The sequence below is a fragment of the Paenibacillus taichungensis genome (assembly GCF_003287275.1).
Lineage (GTDB): Bacteria > Bacillota > Bacilli > Paenibacillales > Paenibacillaceae > Paenibacillus > Paenibacillus taichungensis_A.
This window is the reverse complement of record NZ_QEVW01000017.1, coordinates 15,649-40,619: the sequence shown is the minus strand read 5'-3', so window position 1 is coordinate 40,619 and position 24,971 is coordinate 15,649. Positions and strand designations below refer to the sequence as shown.

General features: G+C 47.0%; 26 protein-coding genes. 18 read left to right on the top strand and 8 right to left on the bottom strand.

Annotated features, from left to right (window positions below):
• Positions 1-6: 6 nt before the first annotated feature.
• Positions 7-510 (bottom strand): hypothetical protein, encoded by a 504-nt coding sequence (locus DC345_RS24255; protein WP_113055387.1) that lies wholly within the window; start codon positions 508-510, stop codon positions 7-9.
• Between the two features lie 399 nt (positions 511-909).
• A complete protein-coding gene (locus tag DC345_RS24250; protein ID WP_017692264.1) occupies positions 910-1,074 on the bottom strand; it encodes a DUF1328 domain-containing protein in 165 nt (54 codons plus the stop codon).
• Positions 1,075-1,294: 220 nt separating this feature from the next.
• Here DC345_RS24250 and DC345_RS24245 point away from each other — a divergent pair, with 220 nt between their 5' ends.
• The 11 genes from DC345_RS24245 to DC345_RS24195 all read left to right on the top strand — a co-directional run bounded on the left by DC345_RS24245 (position 1,295) and on the right by DC345_RS24195 (position 13,579).
• Positions 1,295-1,807, top strand: coding sequence for a DUF948 domain-containing protein (locus DC345_RS24245; protein WP_113055386.1), 513 nt, complete (start codon positions 1,295-1,297; stop codon positions 1,805-1,807).
• Positions 1,808-1,873: 66 nt separating this feature from the next.
• Positions 1,874-2,407 (top strand): hypothetical protein, encoded by a 534-nt coding sequence (locus DC345_RS24240; RefSeq protein ID WP_113055385.1) that lies wholly within the window; start codon positions 1,874-1,876, stop codon positions 2,405-2,407.
• Positions 2,408-2,500: 93 nt separating this feature from the next.
• Positions 2,501-2,845 carry a YflT domain-containing protein gene (locus tag DC345_RS24235; RefSeq protein WP_064640589.1) on the top strand — a complete coding sequence of 115 codons (345 nt, stop codon included), beginning with the start codon at positions 2,501-2,503 and terminating at the stop codon, positions 2,843-2,845.
• Positions 2,846-3,235: 390 nt separating this feature from the next.
• Positions 3,236-4,405 (top strand): PP2C family protein-serine/threonine phosphatase, encoded by a 1,170-nt coding sequence (locus DC345_RS24230; RefSeq protein WP_113055384.1) that lies wholly within the window; start codon positions 3,236-3,238, stop codon positions 4,403-4,405.
• Positions 4,402-8,121, top strand: coding sequence for a response regulator (locus DC345_RS24225; RefSeq protein ID WP_113055383.1), 3,720 nt, complete (start codon positions 4,402-4,404; stop codon positions 8,119-8,121). Before DC345_RS24230 ends, DC345_RS24225 begins: the two co-directional genes overlap by 4 nt.
• Before the next feature lie 70 nt (positions 8,122-8,191).
• Complete coding sequence (locus tag DC345_RS24220; protein WP_181586718.1) at positions 8,192-9,064, top strand: CheR family methyltransferase; 873 nt, start codon at positions 8,192-8,194, stop codon at positions 9,062-9,064.
• Positions 9,065-9,080: 16 nt separating this feature from the next.
• Complete coding sequence (locus tag DC345_RS24215) at positions 9,081-10,757, top strand: response regulator (protein WP_113055382.1); 1,677 nt, start codon at positions 9,081-9,083, stop codon at positions 10,755-10,757.
• Positions 10,758-10,843: 86 nt separating this feature from the next.
• Positions 10,844-11,182, top strand: coding sequence for an STAS domain-containing protein (locus DC345_RS24210; RefSeq protein ID WP_053778980.1), 339 nt, complete (start codon positions 10,844-10,846; stop codon positions 11,180-11,182).
• Positions 11,183-11,200: 18 nt separating this feature from the next.
• Complete coding sequence (rsbW, locus tag DC345_RS24205; RefSeq protein ID WP_063566601.1) at positions 11,201-11,653, top strand: anti-sigma B factor RsbW; 453 nt, start codon at positions 11,201-11,203, stop codon at positions 11,651-11,653.
• Positions 11,650-12,423 (top strand): sigma-70 family RNA polymerase sigma factor, encoded by a 774-nt coding sequence (locus tag DC345_RS24200; protein WP_024631358.1) that lies wholly within the window; start codon positions 11,650-11,652, stop codon positions 12,421-12,423. Before rsbW ends, DC345_RS24200 begins: the two co-directional genes overlap by 4 nt.
• Positions 12,424-12,550: 127 nt before the next feature.
• The gene (locus DC345_RS24195) at positions 12,551-13,579 is read left to right on the top strand and encodes a magnesium transporter CorA family protein (RefSeq protein WP_258530785.1); all 1,029 of its coding nucleotides are present in this window, start codon (positions 12,551-12,553) and stop codon (positions 13,577-13,579) included.
• Positions 13,580-13,604: 25 nt separating this feature from the next.
• Here the strand turns inward: DC345_RS24195 and DC345_RS24190 are convergent, their stop codons facing one another.
• The 4 genes from DC345_RS24190 to DC345_RS24175 all read right to left on the bottom strand — a co-directional run bounded on the left by DC345_RS24190 (position 13,605) and on the right by DC345_RS24175 (position 15,612).
• Positions 13,605-13,970 (bottom strand): DUF5665 domain-containing protein, encoded by a 366-nt coding sequence (locus tag DC345_RS24190; protein ID WP_113055381.1) that lies wholly within the window; start codon positions 13,968-13,970, stop codon positions 13,605-13,607.
• A gap of 82 nt (positions 13,971-14,052) precedes the next feature.
• Positions 14,053-14,460 (bottom strand): YtxH domain-containing protein, encoded by a 408-nt coding sequence (locus tag DC345_RS24185; protein WP_113055380.1) that lies wholly within the window; start codon positions 14,458-14,460, stop codon positions 14,053-14,055.
• 65 nt (positions 14,461-14,525) lie between these two features.
• Complete coding sequence (locus tag DC345_RS24180) at positions 14,526-14,783, bottom strand: GlsB/YeaQ/YmgE family stress response membrane protein (protein WP_063566604.1); 258 nt, start codon at positions 14,781-14,783, stop codon at positions 14,526-14,528.
• A gap of 133 nt (positions 14,784-14,916) precedes the next feature.
• Positions 14,917-15,612 carry a phosphatase PAP2 family protein gene (locus DC345_RS24175; RefSeq protein ID WP_113055379.1) on the bottom strand — a complete coding sequence of 232 codons (696 nt, stop codon included), beginning with the start codon at positions 15,610-15,612 and terminating at the stop codon, positions 14,917-14,919.
• 179 nt (positions 15,613-15,791) lie between these two features.
• Between DC345_RS24175 and DC345_RS24170 the strand changes: the two genes are divergently transcribed.
• The gene (locus DC345_RS24170) at positions 15,792-16,811 is read left to right on the top strand and encodes an asparaginase (RefSeq protein WP_113055378.1); all 1,020 of its coding nucleotides are present in this window, start codon (positions 15,792-15,794) and stop codon (positions 16,809-16,811) included.
• A 144-nt stretch (positions 16,812-16,955) separates the two neighbouring features.
• Positions 16,956-17,681, top strand: a complete 726-nt coding sequence (locus DC345_RS24165; RefSeq protein WP_113055377.1) for a pirin family protein — start codon at positions 16,956-16,958, stop codon at positions 17,679-17,681.
• 77 nt (positions 17,682-17,758) lie between these two features.
• Here the strand turns inward: DC345_RS24165 and DC345_RS24160 are convergent, their stop codons facing one another.
• Positions 17,759-17,983 (bottom strand): DUF1128 domain-containing protein, encoded by a 225-nt coding sequence (locus DC345_RS24160; RefSeq protein WP_113055376.1) that lies wholly within the window; start codon positions 17,981-17,983, stop codon positions 17,759-17,761.
• A gap of 160 nt (positions 17,984-18,143) precedes the next feature.
• Here DC345_RS24160 and yyaC point away from each other — a divergent pair, with 160 nt between their 5' ends.
• The 5 genes from yyaC to DC345_RS24135 all read left to right on the top strand — a co-directional run bounded on the left by yyaC (position 18,144) and on the right by DC345_RS24135 (position 24,300).
• On the top strand, positions 18,144-18,686 hold the full coding sequence (yyaC, locus tag DC345_RS24155; RefSeq protein WP_258530784.1) for a spore protease YyaC: 543 nt from the start codon (positions 18,144-18,146) through the stop codon (positions 18,684-18,686).
• Between the two features lie 76 nt (positions 18,687-18,762).
• Positions 18,763-19,554 carry an alpha/beta fold hydrolase gene (locus DC345_RS24150; RefSeq protein WP_113055375.1) on the top strand — a complete coding sequence of 264 codons (792 nt, stop codon included), beginning with the start codon at positions 18,763-18,765 and terminating at the stop codon, positions 19,552-19,554.
• A 240-nt stretch (positions 19,555-19,794) separates the two neighbouring features.
• The gene (locus tag DC345_RS24145; RefSeq protein WP_113055374.1) at positions 19,795-20,484 is read left to right on the top strand and encodes a DUF6483 family protein; all 690 of its coding nucleotides are present in this window, start codon (positions 19,795-19,797) and stop codon (positions 20,482-20,484) included.
• An 88-nt stretch (positions 20,485-20,572) separates the two neighbouring features.
• Positions 20,573-21,850, top strand: coding sequence for a class I SAM-dependent methyltransferase (locus tag DC345_RS24140; RefSeq protein ID WP_258530783.1), 1,278 nt, complete (start codon positions 20,573-20,575; stop codon positions 21,848-21,850).
• A 275-nt stretch (positions 21,851-22,125) separates the two neighbouring features.
• The gene (locus DC345_RS24135) at positions 22,126-24,300 is read left to right on the top strand and encodes an O-antigen ligase family protein (protein ID WP_113055373.1); all 2,175 of its coding nucleotides are present in this window, start codon (positions 22,126-22,128) and stop codon (positions 24,298-24,300) included.
• A gap of 188 nt (positions 24,301-24,488) precedes the next feature.
• Here the strand turns inward: DC345_RS24135 and DC345_RS24130 are convergent, their stop codons facing one another.
• Positions 24,489-24,836, bottom strand: a complete 348-nt coding sequence (locus tag DC345_RS24130) for a dehydrogenase (protein ID WP_113055491.1) — start codon at positions 24,834-24,836, stop codon at positions 24,489-24,491.
• Positions 24,837-24,971: the final 135 nt, after the last annotated feature.

Genomic DNA, 24,971 nt, shown 5'->3' with positions numbered 1-24,971 from the left:
ACGATACTATTGAATAGCAACGTGGATCCAAGCTTTACCTTTCCACGTATATACTTGTACCCATTGACCACCATCGAATCCATCTACAACTTCACCTGTCGTATCAATGACTTGGGAACCCAGTGCACCGATTGGTTTGCCGTTAGGTGCATCATAGAACCATGTGCGCTCCAGCAGGTTAAGCAGCATCGTAGGGACCAGAACCTCATCTCCTGCTTTCACAACAGGCTCATCAAAGATTTTGTCATCCTTTGTTGAAGTTGTTGTTTCAGTAGTCGTTGAAGTACCTTCAGTACCCGTTGTGTCTACTGTTGTGCCAGTTACGGTCTCAGCTGTGCCTTCTACAGTGTCTACAGCAGGTTTGTTCACTTCAACAGCCGGCGTTGTTGTGGTTGCCTGTGTTCCCGTTTCTGGAGCTACCGTTCCGGTAACCGCTTCCTCAGCACCTGCGGCAGCGGCCATGGAACCCATCAATGTCAGAGCAGCAGCAAAACTTACGATTTTTTTCATTTGTTCTTCCTCCTCGGTTAGGTATGTAGTTTGTTGTCCTGTGTTAAAAGTAACCAAGCAAGCTTACTTATGAATCACAAATTATAACAATATTTTCTTGGATTCTCCAGTGTCAACTGGAGCATATGTGGGTATAAGGAGAGCCTGTAAATATCATACTTCGGTGGGAGAAAACCGGGTTGGCTATGTCATAATGGTCCTGTTTTTATGATGTAATCGGGGAGAAGCGATGGAATAGACCAGAAGGGAGCGTAATACATAATAGAGATAAGTCGTAATGTGCAGGGGGAAGAATTGTTGCAAAAAAGAGATTAATGAACGCACAAAAGCCTACCGGCTTTTGCAAGCGCGATAGGCTTTTGTATGTATCGAATGCTGTTCATAATTGGGAAGTCCCATTCATCGCATTCGGCTGCGTCCCGTAATCAGGGAGATGACGAACAATACAACAAAGATGAAGAAGAGTACTTTGGCAATCGAAGCAGCTGCCTCAACAATTCCGAAGAATCCAAAAATACCTGCAACAAGAGCAATAATTAGAAATAGTACCGACCATTTCAACATGGGTATCATCCTTTCGTTTATAGAACTTTGGTAGCGAGAAGTGTTCGTCTCACTGCCGTGTGTAGTTGTTCTTTAACCGAGGCCTTTCGGGTTGAAACATTGCGATATTTTACCAGGAGGGGTTGTTTTTACAGTTCATATCCTGTTTGTTTCGCCTCCGAATGGGTCGGGTAACTAAGCAATAACAAAACCGATTTATACTGGAAAGTGAGGTTCTTTTATGATCTATCAAATTAGTGTGGCTTTAATTGCAATTGCATTTGCAGTGCTTGTATTCTTTTTAATTCGTACCTTGAAGTCCGCTCAGGGTTCACTCGACAATGTGTCACAGACACTGCAGGAAGTTCAGAAGACCATTGATGAACTTAGTTATGAAGTCAAACAGACGGTAAGGCATGCCAATGATATTACAGTTGATGTGCAGCACAAAATGAAACAAATTGATCCCGTTATGGAATCTGTACAAAACCTGGGAGAAGTGCTGAACGAAGTGACGGAAGCAGCCAAGCAGGTGTCATCCACTCTGATGGCCAAGTTCCAGACGAAACGCAGCAGCACTGAACAGAGCAAACATTCAGAAGTAGCGAATGTAGTACAAACACCGCCTGCTACACCGACAGATCGGACACTGCAATCCTATGAAGCTACATATCATGATGATGCCAAGAACGGAAAAAGCTGGCTGAAATATGTAGATGTAGCCGCTAATGTATGGCAACGTATGCGGAAATAGCATGACCGTTTTGTAATCAATAGACGTCTTCAGAGCGGTGATGAACCTAATGAAAGGGTGAGAATCATGATGAAACTACTGCTTGTTATGTTTAGCGTAATTTCTCCCTTTTCCGTTCAACCGGCAGCGGTACCCGCTGCTCATGATATGCAATGGACGGTAGTGGAAGAGGAGACACCAGAGATCATTCTGGCTGCTGATCGATCCGGACCTGTCCAGCAATTTCGGACTCTGAATGACATTTCTCTGGATGACAGCGTCGATGATATTTTAGCCAATAAAGGCCAACCGGTTCATAAAGAACATGATCCATATCTAGGTTGCCCTGAGTACCAATTCAAAGACGTAACGGTTGGGTTCTGCGAAGATACAGGATTGGTCAATTATGTGCATATTGATGCTTCCGAGAAACGTCTGAAGCTTAATCAGGAATGGATTGATATGAATATTGAGGCCATTCGAGATGTTTTGGGCAAGCCGTATTATGTAGCAGAGGATGGAGAAGTATTTCTTAGAGGAAGTCAGGCGCTGAAGGTATATATGAAGCCAGGCTCCAATCATATTGAAGGAATAGACCTCTTTGATGAATCGGTTTCCTAGGATTGGTTAATCCAGAAACGTTTCAACCCGATATCGTATGGTTATATACTAAGTAGCTCGATAAAGAAGATCAATCAGAGGAGAGTGGAAACGATGAATTCAACCAATGCGCAAGCTTATGCAAAAGTGGTAGAAAACGGAGTCCAAGCGGTAGAAGCGGTGAAAGAGTTGCAGATTACCGGGTACCTTGCTGATCATATCTTCGTTCTAGCCCATGAAAAGGATCGTACAGATCGAATTGCCGATACGGCAGATGCCAAAGAGATTGGCATCAAGGAAGAAGGCGTATTTGATTCCTTGGCGAATCTGTTCCGCTCCCGCGGTGATGAACTACGGGCCAAAATTGTTTCGATGGGCTTCACCGAAGCTGAGGCAGATTTTTACGAGAGTGAACTCGATAAAGGCAAAGTACTTGTGATTGCCAAAAAGAAAGAATAGCTTAGCCGATACAAACACGTAAGCTGGAGCCTTCTGAGAATGGACGAGCTTCAGAATTAAGTATTTTGCATCATTCGAAGAGCTTTCAGGTAATGACGCAGAATGCTTAACCAAAAACATAGATAAGGAATGGGGATATCCCCATTCCTTATCTATGTTTTTGCAAGTTTGGAAGCGGGATCAGAACGCAGCAAAAACAGGGTAACAAAGCGGGGGAATTCTCCTGCGATGGTGCCATTTACTGATAGAAGTTTTGTGATAATACGATTATAGTTATACTAGGAATTATTATGTCTACCGCTGTGTTGTATGCGAAATTTGTATAATTAAGGTTGTTATCCGACCTGATAAGAATCGACAAACCCGGACGCCACAGATAAGGAGATAGAAATGAGAATACTTATTGTTGACGACAATCCGACGAATGTCATTATCATTCGAGAAATTCTGAAAAAAGAAAATTATCGTGACATTGTAACGGCAAGTTCTGCTATGGAGATGTTTGAAGTCCTAGGGATTGGTGAGGAAAACAATGAACTTCGTCCCAAGCCGTCGGATATTGACCTGATTTTGCTAGATATGATGATGCCGGAGATGGATGGAATCGAAGCATGCAGTATTGTGCAAAAATTCGAAAATCTCAAGGATATACCTATTATTATGGTAACCGCGATCGGAGATTCCAAGAAATTGGCCGAGGCGCTGGATGCAGGGGCATCCGATTATGTGACCAAACCCATTAACAAAGTCGAACTGATGGCTAGAATCCGTCTTGCGCTTCGTCTGAAGCAGGAGAAGGACTGGCATAAAGAGCGTGATCAGCGGATTCAGGATGAGCTGAAACTTGCGGCGATGGTACAGAATGCTGTGTTAAGTCCGGCTATTGAAGATCCGTTGTTTCACGTCAATGCCATATATAAACCTTCGTTTGAACTTGCGGGTGATTTGTATTCATGGTACCCGCTTGGTGAAGGCAGATATGGAGTCCTGCTGCTGGATATGATGGGGCATGGGATATCTTCATCCCTATTTACCATGTTCATTGCTTCCGTATTGAAAGATACGGTTACAACGTATGTAGACCCGGAGAAGGTTATTCAGGAGCTGAATCGACGCTTTAATCAGTTGCATTTGGAGAAACAGCTGGTGCAGTACTATTTTACAGCGATATATTTGGTCGTAGATACACGAATGAAGCGGATTGATTATGTTAATGCAGGCCATCCGCCAGCACTCTTTTTCCGTCACGACGGAAGTGTGACAACGTTTGACAGCGTCTGCTGTCCTGTAGGCTTGTTCGACAAGATGGATATTGAACCACAGACCATTCACTACGAAGGCGATGGGCACATTGCACTTTATACGGATGGGCTAACAGAAGCCGTTCAGGGCGATCAGGAAACGCAGCAGGCGTTTCTGAAGGAAAAACTGGCGGGTTCCCACCAATGGGATGAAGCGGCCATGCAGGCTTTGTTCTTTGATGATGAAATTCCACAGGAGCGGGATGATGATAAATGTTTGGTGTGGATTACCTTAAATAAAGGGGTCGAAGCTGAATGAAGATCAGAAATAAACTGCTGATTGGCTTTACCGCTCTGATGGCCATCATGATTGTACTTACGTTTGTGAGTTACGAACGGCTGAATAGCAGCAATCAACAGATCGATCAGATGTATCAGGAACGATACCTCAAAGTCAGATATACTTCTGCTGCACGTGGAGAGGTCAATGATATAGCCAAAGTGCTCGCTAACTTGTTGCTGAATCCCAATAATTCGATTAGTGCCGCAGATGGTGATCTGAAGGAAATGCAGGAAAAGGGCGAACGTTACCTTGAAGAAGTGCGAAATCGGGCGGACAGCGCACCAGAGCATCAACTGGTAGATCGTGTGAATACGGCTTGGGAAGCCTACAATGATTATGCCGCAAAACAGGTCAGTTTTATGTCTCAGAGTCGGGCAGAGGATGCCAATAACTACCGGAATTCAACCGGTTTAGCAGTGCAGAAGGAAGCTGTAGACAGCCTGAATGCCCTATCCCGTTACCAGGACCAGGAGATAGATACCGAGATTAAAGATGCGAACGCAGCCTATATGCGCGCGGTACAGATTACAGTAGCCATCATGATTGCCGGATTGCTACTCGCGTTGGGTGTCATTATGTGGGTACTGCCAAGTATTACACGTGGGTTGAATACCGTATCCATGATGATCACCAGCTTTGGCAAAGGCCGTTATCGAACCATTCGCCGCATACAGGTGAAATCTACCGATGAGATTGGTCAGATTGCCAGTGTGTTCAAGGATGTCTCCAGTGATTTGGAAGAGAAACTGGAAGTCGAGAAAGCTTATTTACAAGCACAGCAAGATCAGAACTGGATGAGTTCCAACATTGCCAGAGTTCCAGAGTTGTTGCGGGGTATAGGGTCGATTCGTCAGATCTCGCAGATGTTTATCAGTGAATTCACACCTGTACTTGGAGCTCAACTTGGTGTCGTATACCTGATCGATGAAGAGAAACATCCGGATGAATTGAGACGTTATGGTGCTTATGCGTTTGAAGAGAATGAAGATGTTGGCAAAGAGGTATACCGGATCGGCGAGGGATTAATCGGACAAGCCGCATTGGATATGACGCCTATTATTCTCGAAAAAACCCCAGAAGATTATGTGAACATCGGTTCAGCAACCGGATCATCGCGTGCTTCTGGTGTGATGATCTATCCTGTCGTATTTGAAGATGAACTGATTGGCGTTGTCGAACTGGCATCGTTTGAAGGGTTTACCAATTTGCATACACAGTTGTTCTCGCAGCTGATTATGAATTTGGGCGTTATTCTCAATAACGTTCGTCGTCGTTTGCGAGTGGAGGAACTGCTTCGTGAATCCCAGGCGCTTACTGAGGAATTGCAGGTGCAATCTGAAGAGCTTCAGACGCAACAAGAGGAGTTACGCCGTTCCAATGAGAATTTGGAAGAACAGACGGGAGCCCTCAAACGTTCTGAAGAGCTGTTGCAGCGTCAACAGGAAGAGTTGGAGCACTTCAATACCGAGCTAATTGCGAAGACTCGTGCATTGGAAGAACAGGTGCGAGAAGTGGAAGAGAAAAATGACGAGATTGAGAAAACCAAAACACAGTTGGAACAGCAAGCCATGCAATTGTCGATGACGAGCAAGTACAAGTCGGAATTTTTGGCAAATATGTCGCATGAATTGCGCACACCACTTAACAGTCTTTTGATTCTGTCCCAATTGTTATCGGAGAACAAGGATGGAAACCTGAGTGTTAAACAGCAGGAATATGCCCAGACGATCTATATGTCAGGTGCGGATTTGCTGAAAATGATTGATGAAATTTTGGATCTGTCCAAGGTGGATGCGGGCAAAATGGATATCAATTATGAAACGGTGCGGATGGAAGAACTGACCAGCTTTGTTCAACAGAACTTTGGCCCAATGGCGAATAAAAAAGAACTTAACCTGAACATTGAGTTCGACAGCAATTTGCCGGAATGGGTATATACCGACAGCCACCGCGTCAAACAGATTTTGCGAAATCTGTTGTCGAACGCGTTCAAGTTTACCAACCGGGGATCTGTAAGTCTGATTGGACGGAAAATGAAAACAGAAGAGCTTCCTGGGTACCTGAATACGAACCAGGAATATGTAGGCTTTACCGTTAAGGATACCGGGATTGGAATTCCATCGGACAAAACGGATCTGATCTTTGAAGCATTCCAGCAGGTGGACGGTACAACCAGCCGCAAATATGGCGGAACGGGCTTGGGATTGTCCATAAGCCGCGAACTTGCCCGCCTGCTTGGCGGTGCCATTCAGGTGGAGTCTTCCGAAGGTGTGGGCAGTTGCTTCACCTTGTTCCTGCCGGATAACCACGAAGCGGAAGTTCAGGTGGACGATGCGGCAAGAGAAGCCGCTGCTTCTTCTGAGGTTGAAAAGTCCGGAAGAGATTCACGGACGATGCGTTCAGGCAGACAGACTGTTCTTACGCCTGACCCGGAAAGCAGTTCGTTCTTGGAACTGCCTCAATCCGACTCACCCGTGCCTGTACAATTGGAGGATGATCAGGAGAACCTAGTGGAAGGTGACAAGATTCTCCTCATCATTGAGGACGATGTGAATTTTGCGCACATTTTGATGGATATGGCGAGAGGCAGAGGATTTAAGGCTATTGTGGCGCTTCAGGGAGACAAAGGACTCGAAATGGCCCGTCAATATTTGCCGGATGCGATCATCCTCGATATTCAGTTGCCTGTCATGGATGGCTGGGCAATACTGGGTGAACTGAAAAGCAGCTCGGCGACACGTCATATCCCGGTACATGTTATTTCGGTAATTGATGATATGAAACAAGGTTTGATGATGGGAGCCATTGCATATCTGAAAAAACCTTCCAGTAAAGATTCGCTGGATAAAGCTTTCTCGCATATCGAATCCTATACGGAAAATCAATTGAAACGTCTATTGATTGTGGAAGATGATGAAATACAGCGGAAAGCAATTATTGAACTGATTGGCCATGATGATGTCGCTATCACAGCAGTGTCCACTGGCAGTGAGGCCTTGAATGAATTACACAGCCAACGCTATGACTGCATGGTTCTGGACTTGATGCTGACAGATATGACCGGATTTGAATTGCTTGACCAGATTCGGGATGATCAGTATCTCAATGATCTGCCGATCATTATTTACACAGGTAAAGAGCTGGACAGCAAAGAAGAGATGAAACTTCGCAAATACGCGGAGTCGATTATAATCAAGGACGTGAAGTCACCTGAACGTCTGCTCGATGAGACGACCTTGTTCTTGCATAGGGTAGAAGCTAATCTGCCGGAAGACAAGCGCCGAATTTTGCAGAAGCTGCATAATAAAGAAACCTTGTTTGAAGGTAAGAAAATACTGCTTGTGGATGACGACATCCGTAATGTATTTGCCCTTTCAAGTGTACTTGAAGGCTATCGCATGGATGTCACCTTTGCAGAGAACGGCCGTGAAGCTCTGGAGATATTGGATAAAAACCCGGAAATCGATCTGGTATTAATGGACATGATGATGCCGGAAATGGACGGTTATGAGGCGATGACACGGATCAGACAGATTCCGAAATTCGAGAAATTGCCAATTATCGCCTTGACTGCAAAAGCAATGAAAGATGATCGTGGCAAATGCATAGAGGCTGGAGCATCTGATTATGTAAAAAAACCGATCCAAACGGATCAATTATTATCCTTAATGCGGGTATGGCTGTATTCGTAACCCGATAGTTTGGGTAATGAAAGACAATACATCTATATGCAAGTAACAAATGAAGAAGTGGAGAGAATATATGACACCGTGGGAACCTACCGAGGCGGAGGCAGAATCGATCCGCATGCCGCAAGATGAAGAGCGTGAACTGATCGAGATCGAATTGCTGTTGGAAGGTATGCACCGTTTATATGGATATGATTTCAGGAACTACGCGTTACCATCTTTAAGACGCAGAATCTGGCATTATGTACATGCCGAGGGGCTAAAGACCATTTCCGGTTTACAGGAGAAGGTGCTTCATGACCGTTCTGTATTTGATCGTTTTGTACAGAATTTGTCCATCCCTGTAACGGAAATGTTTCGTGATCCAACCTTGTTTCGGTTCTTCCGGGAACAGATTATACCTGTACTGAGAACTTATCCATATATCCGGATATGGCATGCTGGCTGTTCTACAGGAGAAGAAGTCTATTCCATGGCGATCATGTTGCATGAGGAAGGACTTTATGACAAGGCAAGAATATATGCAACAGATATGAATGATCGCTCATTGCAGCAGGCCAAGGAAGGCGTATATGGCATTGAGAAAATGAAATTATATACTACTAATTATCTGGAAGCCGGGGGCACCCGCGCATTTTCGGAATATTACACCGCGAAATATAATTCCGTTATATTTCATCCTTATCTACGGAAAAATATTATTTTTGCCGAACATAACTTGGCAACAGACCGGTCATTTAACGAGTTTAATGTGATCTTTTGCCGCAATGTCATGATTTATTTCAATGATGAACTGCGGAACCATGTACATGGACTTTTCCATGAAAGCTTGAGCCACTTCGGCATCCTTGTTCTGGGGTCCAAAGAATCGATACATTTTACGGAATACAGCGATGCCTACGAGCCGTTAGACCGGACGGAAAAAATATACCGGAAGATTAAATAGGGGGTTAGGCTTAGTCATGGGGCTCAATGAACCAATCCACATATTATTGGTAGATGACCGCCCCGAGAACCTGCTCGCTCTCGAAGCGGTTCTGGAATCGGAACAGTACAAGCTCGTCAAGGCAACCTCCGGGGAAGAGGCACTTCGCTGTTTGCTGAAAGACGAATTTGCGGTCATTGTACTGGATGTGCAGATGCCTGGCATGGACGGAATTGAGACAGCAAAACTAATCAAGGCGCGTGACAAGTCCAAAGACGTGCCGATCATCTTCATCTCTGCAAATAGCAGAGAAGCAGAGCACTTATTTGCAGGTTATTCCGCAGGGGCCATTGATTATATGGTCAAGCCGTTTATCCCTCAGATTTTGAAATCCAAAATCGAGGGCTTTGTAGAAATGTTTATCACGAATAAACGTTTGAAAACACAGACGATGCTGCTGCATCAGAAGACACAGGAATTGGAGAAAATGAACCAGCAGCTCGTTCAGGCCAAAGAGGAAGCGGAAATTGCTGCAAACGCGAAGACCGAGTTTCTTGCCATGATGAGTCATGAGATTCGTACGCCGATGAATGGCGTTATCGGTATGGTTGATCTGTTGATGGAAACGGATCTGAAAGAAGATCAGAAGGAATACGCGGACATTGTACGTCGCAGTGCCGATGCACTCGTTACCGTGATTAACGATATCCTTGATTTCACCAAGATGGAATCCGGCAAAATGGAGCTGGAAGAGCATCCGTTCGAACTTGTTTCCTGCATTCGTGAAGTACTGAGACTCTTCGCGGTTGAAGCTGGCAAAAAGAATATTGAGCTGGAATATTTCCTGGAAGATTCGGTACCCGAACTGATCTATGGAGATATGGCAAGGCTGCGCCAGGTTTTATTGAATCTGATTGCCAATGCCATCAAGTTCACGGACCACGGTGGCGTGTATCTAATCGTATCCGTTAATGAGGAAAAAGACGGACGAATGACGCTGGAGTTTGCTGTAAAAGATACAGGAATAGGTATAGCGCCAGACAAAGTAGATCGTCTATTCCAGCCGTTTTCCCAACTGGATACATCCATGACGCGTAAGTATGGTGGAACCGGACTGGGGCTTGCTATATGCAAAACGCTCGTTGAAATGATGGGTGGCAAGATATATCTGGATACGTCGGAGATGCGTGGTGCTACGTTTGTATTTACCATTCAGGCGCAGCGGTATGTTGAGACTGAGCTGACGACAGGTATGGGGGAAGATCAGCTTACGGACATTAAAAAAAATTATGAAATGCATCCAAGCGTATTAATCGTTGATGATCACCCTATTAATCAGAAACTAATGTCTATTATGCTGGGCAAGCTTGGACTCGTCGCAGATATCGCCGAAGATGGCAAGACGGCGCTGGAGATGGTTTTGGCGAACCGTAACTATGATTATATATTTATGGATTTGCAAATGCCCGTGATGGATGGATTGGAGTGTACTCGCAGAATTCGTGAGAGCCTTCCTCAAGACCAGCAGCCGGTTATTGTAGCAATGACCGCTAATGTCATGGATGGTATTCAGCAGCGATGTTCCACTGTCGGTATGGACGATTACATCAGTAAACCTGTGAAAATCGGCAATGTGAAACAGAAGTTGTCCCGATTTCAGGAAGAAAGGCAAGGGTTCAAAACCAACGCATCAGCCATAAATCAGGCCAATTGAAATATTTGCTAATTCGATTACTGTTTCATATGTGCTGTAGATGGGTTATTAGGTAAAGAAACCATTGATCAGGAGAGAGATGTCTAATGAATACAAATAAGAATGAAAAATTCAATGCAAGAACAGAAACACATGACGGCGTGTGCACGGTGTATCTGACTGGCGAACTGGATTTGTCAGTTGCTCCTGAATTCCGTTTGGTAATGGAGCCGCTTGTGGACAACAAGGAACAAGATTTGATCATTAACATGCAAGACTTGAAGTACATCGATAGTACAGGGATTGGTATCCTGTTATCTGTTCTGAAAGCACGGCATGGAATGGAAGCTCGCTTTGAAGTACAGGAAGTTCCTGCGCAAATTCAGAAACTTTTTGATATGACGGGTATTGCCAAATTCTTTGTCTCACAGAAGAATTCCCAATAGGAAAGGATCGAAAAAGGAATGAATGCAGAAGTTCAAAGAGTCACCCTTAATTTACCGGCGACAGCTGATTACGTTGATATTGTAAGACTCAATCTTTATGGTGTTGCGTCCAAAATGGGATTTTCTTATGAGGACATTGAGGATATGAAGGTTGCTGTATCCGAAGCCTGTAATAACTCTGTACTGTATGCTTACTCACACGAAGGCGGCATGGTCGAGGTTGTGTTCGAAGTGGATAATGACACGCTGGCTATTACCGTCAAAGATGAAGGAGCCAGCTTCGAGAACATTAATCCCGCGGTATCCCGTGCAGGCCTTCACGACAAAGAGCTGACAGATGCCCAAATCGGTGGACTTGGTTTCTACCTGATGCAAGCTCTGATGGACGATGTCAGTGTGGAAAGTGAGACGGGCAAAGGTACGAAAGTAGTACTCGTAAAACGTCTTGCAAGAAGTGAGGAGAAAGTATGAATGAAAAAGTGACTCCCCCAGAGTCCATGTCTGAAGCAATAGGTTTGATCTGGGAATACCAGCAAACCCAGGATAACGAAATTGCAACAGTTCTTATCCGCAAATATGAACCGATGGTGAAGATGGCAGCGGGTAAAATTGCTCGGAATCGACCCGATCTGTATGAGGATTTGTATCAGACCGGGCAGATGGCCCTAATTCGTTTGCTTAAGCAATACGATATCAATCTGGGTATTCCGTTTGAACCTTATGCCATGAAGAGCATGATCGGTCATATGAAGAATTATTTAAGGGACAAGTCCTGGTACATTCAGGTGCCCCGTAGAATTAAGGAAAAGGGAGCACTTGTCCAGCATGCTATCGATGAATTAACAGTGAAGCTGGAGCGTTCACCAGGTGTGAACGAGATTGCTGAATATCTGGACTTAACCCCTGAAGAAACCATCGAAGTCTTGGCTGGTCGGGAATGTTATCACTATGTGTCACTGGATTCTCCACTATCACAGGATGAGAGTGCAGCCACTTTAGGCGAACTGATCAGTTCTGATGTGAATGACTTCGATTCGGTTGAGAAGCGGATGGACTTGCAGCAGGCATTGGGACAATTGAAGGAACAGGAACAAAAAGTGCTTATTTTGGCATTTCAGGATGGTCAGTCGCAACGGGCAATTGCTCAAAAATTGGGAGTCTCCCAAATGAGTGTATCCCGTATCCAGAAGCGAGCCACTGAGAAATTAAAACAGATTATGTCGAATGCCTCATTATTATGAGATGTAGATCGGTGACGATATTGAGCACGGCATAGAGAAGGACACGTGATTCCAATGGAATGCATACGTGTCCTTTTTTGGATCAATGATTTTATAATGAACAGTATGAATGCAGGAGTGGATGTTTGTGATTGTGGATAAAGTCAAGCTGGAAGCGCGTCGGGAAAAACTTACATACTCGGACCATTGGGAATGGTGGGATTGGGTGGCACCTGATCAGGAGAGTATGGCTGATGCCTTGGAGGAACTAACGAGCGCATTTCCGGAAATGCAGTACTGGCTTCACAAAATACCAGAGGTAGAGTCCAACTACCTGTCCGTCCGCTTCATAAACGGAACGGCGCCCGTGATATTCGGGTCATTATTATATGCGGTCAAAAATGAAAGAAACGATCAACGTAAAGATAATCAGATGTTTTTCTATGTAGATCAAGAAAGACTGGTTACCCTGAATGTAGACGACAATACCAGAGGTATTATGAATACAGGCGAACGTGCAGCCATGTTACAACAATGCAGTGAAGCAAGGGACGGCATGTTTGTGCTCTTTCGCGCAATATTGCATTATTACCATGTAGGTATGGATCATTTTGAGATGAATCTGAGGGAATTGGAGCGGACGATGGAATCCCGCAATGCTCGCACGTTGATGGATCAGATACTTGCGGCCAGATTTGAGCTGTTGTATTGGAGCAACCTGTTCATTCCGTATTCCGAGTTGATGGCTGCCGCCAGGGAAGCCTATCTGGATGAAATGAAAGAGAATCGCTTTTTCCAGCAGCTTCAGCACCGGATCGAACGGATGGAGCGTTTGTTCAAACATTATGAGACAGAGATTGATACACTGATCTCCATTGATAATGCCATTTCAGGAGTGCGGGGCAATGAGATTATGAAGACGCTGACCCTTGTAACCTCTGTATTCACACCCGCAACGGCTGCAGGAGCCATCTGGGGAATGAACTTCGAAAATTTGCCTTGGATCAACAAAACATGGGGTGTTGTACTCGTCCTTGCACTCATAATCATTAGCATGATCGGCATGTATGTATGGATGATGATGAAAGGTTGGACAGGGGATCTGCTCAAAGTGAAGTCCTCTCAGCCGTCGGCCAAAGAAACAGAGAAGCGTGACAATGGCAAACGAAGGCGCTGACTTTGCAAACCTCACCCTGTGCTTTTTATTTTTTGTAATCTTCAATGTATCCCAGTAAGTCAGCAATATATTGTCCCACAATTGGCATGTTTACGAATTGACTGAGAATAAAAGCGAGCAGACCAAGAACGACAAAGGTTCCTACCGTCAGACCCAGACCACGTGCCATACCAGCGGTGAAGTTGGTAATGATACGTTTTTTGGGACTGCTATAGTTTTCGATAATATCCTTGATTTGAGATTTTTCCAGACTGTCTGCAATCTGATCCAGCCGTGTGTTCAGACGTTTGACTTCATGACGCAATTCAAAAGGGTGTTCGCTGGTATCATACTGTTGTGCGGGTTTTGACCCGGTAATGGGCGTATTGCCGTTCATTGTGATTTTACTCATGTTCTTCCTCCTTTAATCTCACCGTGGATAAAAAATAGCCAGCTGGAATACAGCTGGCTATTGGTCACTCGATCAATAAGCCTTACAGGCTGGTCGAGTTTATTTCTTTACGTGCATCTTCCTTGGCTTCTACGGAAGCAGCAGCCACTTCTTCTGAAGCTTTAGAAGCCTCATTGGCCACGTCAGCGGAAGCCTTTCTCACGGAGTCCATAACGTCATTGCGTCCTTGGTTTACCGTTTTTGCAATATCAGAAGTTTTGGAAGAGACCGTTTTAGCCAGTTCGGAAGCTTTATCACCAACAACTGCTGCAACTTCTTTTGTGCGATCTGTAACGATGCCCACCTTCTCGGAAAGATCACCACGCAATTCGCGTCCTGGTTTAGGGGCAAAAAGTAGTGCTGCAGCTGCTCCCAGCAAACCTCCGATGAAAATTCCTTTTGCCAAAGTGGAACCGCTTTGTACAGGATATTGTTCTTCTGCTTTATTCATGTCAAATCACTCCTTCTTCAAATTTAAGAAACGGATACGAAACAACGAACACCTTGTTGGACCGATCAGGCAGCCTGTCTGAACAGTCTGGACACAAGCCCCAGCAAAAAGACAAAGACTGCTGTTCCAATGATGGCAGGAATTACGGCAAAGTTACCGATGACCGGTCCCCAGTTACCAAGCAAGAGTGCTCCCAGCCAGGCTCCGGCAAATCCGGCAACCATTGCACCGATGATTCCTCCAGGCATGTTATGACCGGCAAGTGCATCACCGATTACACCGATAATGACTGCCATCACAATGCTGATAATGATACCCCACATAACAACCGCCTCCTTATGCTTAATGTAGGATGGTGTCTGTTCGCGTTTGCTTACTTCGTATATAAACGCCGTGCTTCCAGGTGAAACAATCAATGTAAAGAGATCCATACTGGAAATTATAGGATAGTGCAATTCAGACGGAACGTCGAATCCCTTTAATCATACAGAAGATCCAAGCCAGTCCGGCAGCAAATCCGGTGAAAACGTCGGTTGGAAAATGTACACCCAGCATGATACGGCTGAGGCCGACCAGGAATATAAATGTGATTCCGCAAAGGACAGGCAGTGCAACTCCAGACATACGTTGATGTCGTTCAATCGCCCAGATGACAAAGAGCATGCCATAAAACCCCATCGAGATCATCGCATGACCACTTGGAAAACTATATCCGTGAACAACGAGCAGATGTTCCAGATCAGGTCTACTGCGCCTGAATATTTCCTTCAATAAGGTGTTGAGGATCCACATCATGGCAAAACTGCTGAGTAACGCATAACCATATATGAGGAAACGTGGACGACGCTGCCACAAGAAAAGAATTGAAAAACCGATAGCTGCGATGGCAGAAAGTCTGAAAGAACCGAGCGCAGTAATGAATGAAATGAAAGGCAGCAGATAAAGACGTGAATCCGAGTTTAGATAAAACAACTGTTGGATACGATCATCCAATGAAAGGATAACTTCGTTACCCAGTAACTCTCCGAGGGTCGCCAGTAAGAAGACGACCGATACGCTGGCTATAATTCCAACACCTGCCCAGTTGAGCAGCGGACGTACCGAAGTTTTACGAGATGACCCGGAGGTGGGTAAATGCGTTTTGCGCAGCATAAATGAGTATCTCCTTCAGTAAGGGTAGTAGGTAGATAAAGATTGATAAAGGATTACCCGAAATGTCTGTCGAAAAAACTGTAAAAACGTCGCTTTTGTACTATACTATTTAAGATATCCCATGCGGCGTCGTGACGCAAAGCAGAGATGAATTCGGGAGTATAAAGGAGAGAACTCGCATGGAGAGTGCCCTGTTAATTAAAGAATACCGTGCGGGCGTTATGGAATGCGCCCATTACGGACACATAAGCATTACGGATGAGAACGGCAATGTTGTATATTCTGCCGGCGATCCTCATTTTAGAGCGTTTACCCGTTCGTCCGCCAAACCTTTTCAGGCTATTCCGGGAATTCGTGCCGGTATTGCCGGGCATTATGGTCTGACAGCTCAGGAGATTGCCATTATGTCTTCCTCGCATCGTTCGGAGCCGATGCATATTCAGGTGCTGGAGCAGATAGAAAGCAAAATAGGATTGGGGGAAGAGTGCTTGATTTGCGCACCGAGTTTTCCCCTAAATGAAGAAAGCCGGAATCAATGGCTGCGTGCTCAAGGAGAGAAGCGTCGTATTCTCCACAACTGCTCCGGTAAACATCTGGGTATTCTCGCATACACTCAGATGAAACAGGCCGATTTGGGAAGTTATGCAGAACCAGAGCATCCGGTGCAGCGTGAAATTCTTGAGACCATGGCCTATATGGCAGGAATTGAACAGAAAGAGATTGAACTTGGGACGGATGGCTGCGGCTTTCCGGTATTTTCGTTGCCATTATCGGCATTGTCAAACGCCTATCTGAAGCTGGCTTGCCCGGATTTGATCGAGGACCCATCTACACGTTCGGCGGTAGAGACCATTACCGGAGCCATGAACGAATATCCGTTAATGGTAGGAGGAACGCAGCGTGTGGATTCCGTGCTGCTTGAAGACAGCAACATTGTAGCCAAAGGTGGCTTCAAGGGTGTGTTTGGTTTTGCCCTGAAAAAGGAACGCCTCGGAATTACGTTCAAAGTGCTTGATGGTTCGGAAGAAGAATGGGCCTATATTGCCCAATCCATTCTGGAGCAGATCGGATATAGCAATCGAAAAACCATTGAACGACTGGCAGAAGTATATCCTCCTGACATTCGGAACGACGCTGGTAAAGTCGTAGGGCGGGCAGAGAGCGAATTCAAGCTTCACTCACCTGAAGAAAGCGTATAACCACATGTAAGGGGCGTGATTAGAATTCCCGGACCACGGGTAAAGATGACATACCAACTGGTATTGATCTATAGAATTCTAAATATACACGCAAGAACTGCTGTGATCGTGCAGCAGCTCTAAACCCTTTGGAGGTGGATGAACATGATTAAAGTAGTGACATCGGAAGAAAGGCACACGTCGGATCGAGGTTGGATACACAGTGAATTCAGCTTTTCCTTTGCGGACTATGATGATCCAAGCAATGCCCATTTTGGTTGTCTTTTGGCTCATAATGACAACACACTGATGCCGCAGGAAGGCTTTAAGCGACATCCACATCATGACCTGGAGATTGTTAGTTATGTAATATCAGGTACGTTGAAACATACGGACAGCATGGGAACGGAGCAATTGTTGGAACCGGGAACGGTTCAGGTCATGAGTGCAGGTACCGGGGTAGAGCATTCAGAGACTAACCCGTCCGAGGATGAACCTGTACGCTTCCTACAGATGTGGTTTCTACCATCCCAGCGCATGTTGAAGCCCTCGTATACTAATCGTCGTGTAGAGGCTCAGGAGCATCTGAACCGTCTTTGTCCGATTGTATCGGGGCAAGGGGGAGAAGGAGCAGAGGGAGCATTGCCTATTTCACAGGATGTAACTTGCTATCTATCCCATCTGGAATCCGGTCAAAAATTAATGTACCCTCAACATGAAGATAGGCGTACACATCTCTTCCTGATTAGTGGCCATATCGAGATTGTATGTTCAGATGGCAGCTTCAATCTCAAGCCGGGTGATGCTGCACGAATCCGTAAAAGCTGTGATCTGCAAATTACAGGTACAGGCAGCGAGACTGCTGAATTTGTATTGGTGGATTTGCCTTGACGAAAAAACAAACGTAAGAGGACCTGTCTCCACTTTGATGTGGAGAACAGGTCCTCTTTTCCATGGGCAATATCGCCCTAGGATTTGCGGAGATTACCCAGTTCGGAAGCCACAGCTTCCACTTCAGAGATACTCAGATGTTCCTTACTCAGGACCATCTCATACAGGTCAAACAAATCTTCATACTTGTCGAGTGGGAAAGCCGAAGCCTGCATGGCAGCTCCACTGGCCATCCGCAGCTTCGTTTTGATCGCTTCAATCATATATTCCATGTTGGCTGCGCTTGCTTGCGTTAAATCCATCGTTATGTCCATCCCTTCCGTATCGGAAACTGTTGTCATTGTATCATGATTGGACAGGCCCAGGCCAATGCTTTTGCGGCGAATTCGAGCATCGGGTAAAATGAGGAATATAACAATAGAGCCTCAGGTAGGGAGCACAAGTGGAAAGGAGGTAATTAGATTGGCAACATATAAGCGGGAATTAGTTCGTCATCAAAGTAGGGAAGCCCGCCAAAATGTGCAGGGAGAAGACCTGGTATTATTTTTCAAGCACATCTATAAGCTTCATTCACCGGATGAAATCACCTTTGTCTGTATCGGGACGGACCGATCCACCGGAGATGCACTGGGCCCATTGACAGGCAGTCTGCTGCAGGAGGCTGGAGTGAATCACGTTGTAGGGACGCTGGCTTCTCCTTGTGATGCTGATACGCTGGAGAAGAGGCTGGCGCTTGTCCCGTCACATCACGCCATCATTGCCATAGATGCTTGTCTGGGTCCAAAACAGGCAACTGGTACATACTATCTTGCGGAACATCCACTTATTCCGGCAAAATCGGTTGGCGGCAAGCTGCCACCGGTTGGTCACTACAGCGTGGCTGCTGTAGTGAATGCTAATGGACCGAGACCTTATTCCATTCTACAGATGACCTCGCTTCATTTCGTTATGGGCATGTCCCGAACGATTGCAGAGGCGGTCGCCGAAGCAGTGAAATACAGATAAACGTTTCATTAATGATATGCAGGCTTAATAATATACAACTTGAATTAATTTAATTCGCGCAGAGAGAGGGATTTATATGGAAAAAGTGATGTGTGACGGAACGACGATTTGTTATGCCGAACAGGGTAAGGGAGAAGCACTCATTTTGCTCCACGGATACTGCGGCAGTTCATCCTACTGGGATGAAGTAGTGCCTGAGCTTGCACGCAGCTATCGTTGCATCGTACCCGATCTGCGTGGACATGGCAAAACGGACGCGCCTGTAGGTAGTTATACCATTGATCAGATGGGCAATGACGTATTGCAATTAATGGACGAGCTAAAGGTGGAGAAGGCTGTCCTGCTTGGACACTCCATGGGCGGATATATCGCACTTTCTATCGCACAGCGCCACCCAGAACGATTGAATGCCTTCGGCTTGATTCATTCCACAGCGTATCCCGATAGTGAAGAGGGCAAGGAAAAACGCCTTCGCGCAGTATCCACCATTCAGACGGAAGGGATTGTTCACTTTGTAGATGGGCTGGTTCCCGGTTTGTTTGCACCAGAACATGTGGAATCGCTATCGACGCAAGTGACACGTGTGAAGGAAATTGGTTACCAGACAGCGCCGCAAGGGGCAACCGGAGCTGCACTGGCTATGCGTGAACGCCCGGACCGCCGTGATGTATTATCAGCTACACCGCTTCCGGTCCTACTGGTTGCCGGCGAGAAGGATGCTGTCATTCCACCGGAACGGACATTCACAAGTGACAAGCCACATATTACACAAGCCGTGATTCCTGGAGCAGGACATATGAGCATGTATGAAGCTCCGGAAGAATTAATTCAGGTCATTAAACAATTTTTGACGGGATTATCGAAGTAATAATGGAGCATGAATAGATTATCGGATGATTTCGCCTCCTTGGCGGAGCGCCGGTACCTTGCTAAACCCCTGCAACGTTCGCTCAAGAACGGCAGGGGTTTTATTTGTTCAGGGCCAGAGCATAGGACGAGCTATAGACCATGTTTTGGCTTTTTGTCATGGCATGAATTAAAATGATGAGAATGGATCATGCAAGTGAAACTGGAATGTACACGATCGAACGATGAGGGGGCACATAGCATGTTCAGGAAAGATTATCTGCTCCGCATGATGGAGGAAATGACAGAAGCGATCGGCAAAGTATTTACACTTAAACAACAGCGAAAACACACGGAGGCTCTGTCCGAGCTGGACGAGCTGCTGCGTAGGCAGTTTGGACTGAATTTATCTCTGCTGAACTCACTGCCTGCCGAAGATGTCATTGAAATGTTCCGTTTTCGCGGCGTCATTGAAGTGGACAATCTGCAACAAGCCGCCAGGCTGATCGAAGAAGAGGCGTACATTTATAATGAAAAGGCCAAAGTAGAGGGCATAGATGACCAAGAAAAAATGGAGTCAGAGGATGAAGCACTCATTCGTCTGATGAGATCACTTCATTTTTACTTATACGCACTGAATAATGGGGCTAATCCGAGGCTGCTGGATGCTCCAGATCGTGTGGAGGGAATATTGGAGCAGACGAAATCATATGAACTTCCGGCACGAACGGAAAAGCAGCTTGCCCTGTATCGTGAACAGCAGGGGCGTTATGATCAGGCTGAGAATAGCTGGTACAGACTGCTGCAGGTAGACGAAAGCCATCCCATTCAGTATCGGGATGAGGTACAGGCTTTCTATGAAAGGTTAAGACAACTGGAAGATGAGCAATTGCAACAAGGTGGCTTGCCTCGTGAGGAAGTGGAAGAGGGGCTTGCCGAGCTGAACCGTTAAACCGATGAGGCCCGTTAACTTGGAGAGGGAACGGAATTGTGTTATGGTAACGGTTGACCAAACCAAACCGAAAGTGAGATGTACCCCCGTGGATTCATTGCGAAAGCTTATACAAGACATCTTTGAACAGAATTCGCTGATTACAGCGACCTGGAGCCAGCTGCGCAGACGGGACAATGTCTCGTATACGAAAGTGCAAGTCAAGCCGGTAACGCTCAAGAATCAGCTTCATTATCAATTCGCATTTCATTATACCAACAAAGTGCTGCACGAGAATTTGACTCCGGATGAAGCGGTAGAGCGCATGACTTTGCTATGCGAAGAGACGTTTCGTCAAGGACTGCTCTGTACTACAGACGCAGATTATCAAATTTTGATCAGCAAAAAATATAAAGTGTCCATCTTGACCAAGTCGCCTTCCAAGACTGCGGTGGACCTCTCGCATAATCGCAAAAAGCAATATGTGCTGGAAGATGGGGTTCCCGTTTCATTCCTGGTCGAGCTGGGAATTATGAGCGAGGAAGGCCGCGTTTTGGCTCGCAAGTACGACAAGTTTAGACAGATCAACCGTTTCCTCGAAATGGTACAGGATGTCATCCCGCATCTGCCCGAGGGCCGTCCATTGACCGTTGTTGATTTTGGTTGCGGAAAGTCTTATCTCACCTTTGCTTTATATCATTATTTATCCGTACAGCAGCGCAGATCGCTCAAAATTATTGGCCTCGACTTAAAAGCCGATGTTATTGAACATTGTAATGATCTGGCAAACAAATTGCATTACGGTGACCTGAAGTTCCTCGTTGGAGACATCGCTGACTACGACGAGCTGAATGAAGTGGATATGGTCGTAACGCTGCATGCCTGTGATACAGCAACTGATGCTGCTTTGGAGAAAGCTGTTCGTTGGGGCGCTTCTGTCATCCTATCTGTACCGTGCTGTCAGCACGAGCTGTTTGACCAGATTGAATCCAACGTAATGAATCCGTTGTTGTCACACGGTATTTTGAAGGAACGCTTCTCCGCTTTGGCAACCGATGCTATTCGCGCCAAGTTGCTCGATCTGATGGGATACAAAACGCAGTTACTCGAATTTATCGACATGGAGCATACACCAAAAAATATTTTGATCCGTGCCGTACGAGGCCAGGCTGGACAGACTGCTGACATGTGGAATGAATATACTGCATTCCGTGATTTCATTCACGCAGATCCTTATTTGGAGCGGGCATGTTCGGACTTGCTTCCAGGTGACGGCAAGCTGAAAGAAGCTGCGTCGAACCTTGGGGCAGATGCGAGCCAAGAGAATTCAAATGAGGAATCAATCAAAGGTGTCACCCCAGATGCCAGCCACTGTGATCATTGTTGAATGTGAATGCCTATGGAACGATGAAGAGTGATGCATAATGATTGACGACAGATGGCAAAAAGGATGATACATGATCGAGTTGCTTGATCCTTTGAAACGATACAGTTCGTCTGCCATCGCCGTTGACGGGACATACTGATAATAGGGTCCCGTAAAAATATATATAATGTGCCAAAGGCAAGTAATCAGGCAGAAGACCCTATCGGGAGCTTCTGTCTTTTTTTGTTTGGAATTGATTTGGGAGAATATGGGGATGGGAGAAAGGAGAGGAGCGCATGAAGGGAGGGAAATTAGATGAGAAGACTAAGTGGAGTTCAGAATCGGCACTAACGGCAATTCTTGGTTTAATTGCAGTGACGTTACTCTTGGCAGGGTGTCTATGCAGGGGATTGTTTTATGCTACGGACGTATATCCCATGGTACTCGTGGCATCAGGAAGTGTACTTATTTGGTTTGTCTTGTTTATTATGTGCTTCAATGAACCGAAGACGAGAGGGCAGTCAGGGATTGCTCAGTGGTCGAATTACCTCAAACGACTATACGAGGCCATTATGCAGCATGCTCATACCCGCTGGATGCTTTGGCCCTTGGCTATGGCAGTTTGGTTTGGTCTGCATGTATGGATAGGTCCTGTCAACGTACAGGGAAGCTTGGATGAGATGCTGCGCTGGAGCCTTCTGGCGATCTTTGCGTTGTTAACCGTCATGCTGGCCTCGCGCATGAACGGAACGCGATGGTTTGCCTGCGGCTGGCAATGGGCAGGCGGCCTGCTGGTGCTAAGCGGAGTACTTGCCGCGTGCGGTGTGCTGCCGCTGCCTTATGGGGTCATGCGAACCGCTGACCCTGAGATCAGCTCCGCCGGAGCCCGGCTCGGCGGATTGCTGCAGTACCCCAATGCGTACGGTGCCATCATTGGCATGTACGCATTGGAGCGGCTGGCTGCAGCCGCGCGCGCCATAGCCCGGCCGTTGTCGGCCGGGCGGCTCATCGCGGCATTGCTGCCGCTCATGCCCGCGCAAGCCGCGCTGCTGCTGAGCGAGTCGCGCGGCGCTTGGCTGGCGACCGGCTGCGCCGCGGTCGCCGCCTTCGCTTTGCAGCGGCGCGGTGCCCGCCTGCTGCTGCTGCTGGCCACGGCCGCGCCACTGGCGTGCGCGGCCTGGCTCTACAGCCAGCTGGCTGCGGCCCAGCTGGCGCCTGCACCCGTGCCCGGCCTGCTGGCCCTGGCCGGGGCATGGGCAGCTGCGCTGCTCGGCACGCTGCTGCTGTGCCGTTTGTGGCACAGCGGCGCTCGTGTGCGCGCTGCTGCCCTTACGGCCACCGTGCTGGCGGGAATCACCGCCGCCACGGTGGCCGTGGCCTCCACCGCCGACCGCATGGCGGCTGGTGTCGGCACAGGGCTGTCCCGCCTTCAGATGTGGCGGGACGCCCTGAAGCTCTGGACCGAGGCCGCATGGCTGGGCCACGGGGGAGAGACATGGCGCGGCATGTTTCGCGCCATCCAATCCTCGCCTTATGTTGGAGGCGAAGTACATAACGGTTTCCTTGATCTCGCCCTCGATACAGGCGTGATCGGATTGATGCTCATCGCCGGATGGTTCTTGTCCACCTTGCGTACGATGTGGAGGCGTGCACCTCATTTGCTGCCCTCGGTTATTGTTTTTGTCCTCCATGGCGCAATGGACTTTGACTGGAGCTTCACCTTTCTTTGGATGATGTTCATTTGGCTGGGGGGCTGGGCTCGCTCGTCGGCAACTCTACAGGAATTCGCGGCTGTTAAAAAGCGGCCTCGTTTTCTCCGTCCGTTAAGCCCATGGCCTCAATGGATATTAACCGGACTGTTCGTCATGTTTTGGCTTGGCGGCACAGTCTGGCTTACTGGACAACAGGTGGCGGCAGAACAACAATATCGTCTAGCCATGTCAAAAGATTCAGGAGATACTGAGCGTAAAGCGCTACTTACTGCGGCGTACAAGTTCAACCCCTACAGACCGGATATCGCCATCTCCCTGTCCCGTACGCTTCAAGTGGAAAAGGCTGAATCCATATTGGTGCAGAGCTTGTCCTTTTCCCCTGTTTCACCCCAACTCTACGGAGAGCTGGGGCGGTTGGCAGCTCAATCGGGTAGAGGAGAGCTGGCCGGGAACTATTTTGAACATGGCCTGGCCCTGAATCGCTTTGACGCGTCCAGCCAGTCCCAAGCCCTGTATTGGATGGAACAGGCATCACGGAGGGAACTGGCGGCAGGGTATGCTGAACGAGGGAGGCAGACCGCTGCTGCTGGAGTAAGGATGTACGAACGTTATAGACAACTGGCGGAAGAAGTGGCAGCAGGGGAGGAGAGAAATGATCGGCGTTTTGAGCTTAGAGAAGAAGCATCGCGTTATGGGGGGAATCTACGCCTCCTTGCTTTTGGTCCACTTGCTTCAGAAGTGACCAGAAAGAGTCCCTGAATATCTCACCTTTATCCAACGCTTAAAGTGGACGAGTACCATGAAAACAATGATTTAATAATTAACGTGATGAACGATCTGGCATGGATCCAACGAAAGTATTGCTTTTCGCCTCAGTTCAAGGTTATACAACATCGAATAATATGCTGCACCATAGGATGTTCGTCTACCTGTCCAGTACGCCCAACCTACAGACGATATCCGCCAAACGCATTCTTAAAGGCAGCTTGCAGCGGTTCTACCTCCACACCCCATAGAGTTGCGATCTCAGCGCTGACATCCGCGTTCCACCACTCGCATAATTTTTTGCGGTTATCCCGATTTTCTCCGATCCAGAGCAGATTGGCGATGACCTTCCCGTAATACAATTCTTCCGCCTGCTTCATCAGCTCGGGATATATATATACCTTTAGCTTTTTGGCTGTTCGATACAGCTCCTTGCTGCACGCTCTTCGGATACCTCGGGCAGAAGGCAGTTTCTGGCCTGGGGTATTATGTTTGACCGGGGGAGTACCGGGTGCTGATTTGAATGACATCTTCTCACGCTCCTCTCCCGATACCATATGCAAAGGACTGCCTCCGGGACACTCCCCCAAACGGGTGAAGTAGCAACAGCTACAGGCCTGTGATAAAATAGGGACGAACATCCATGGTGCGGAAGGGCACTGCCA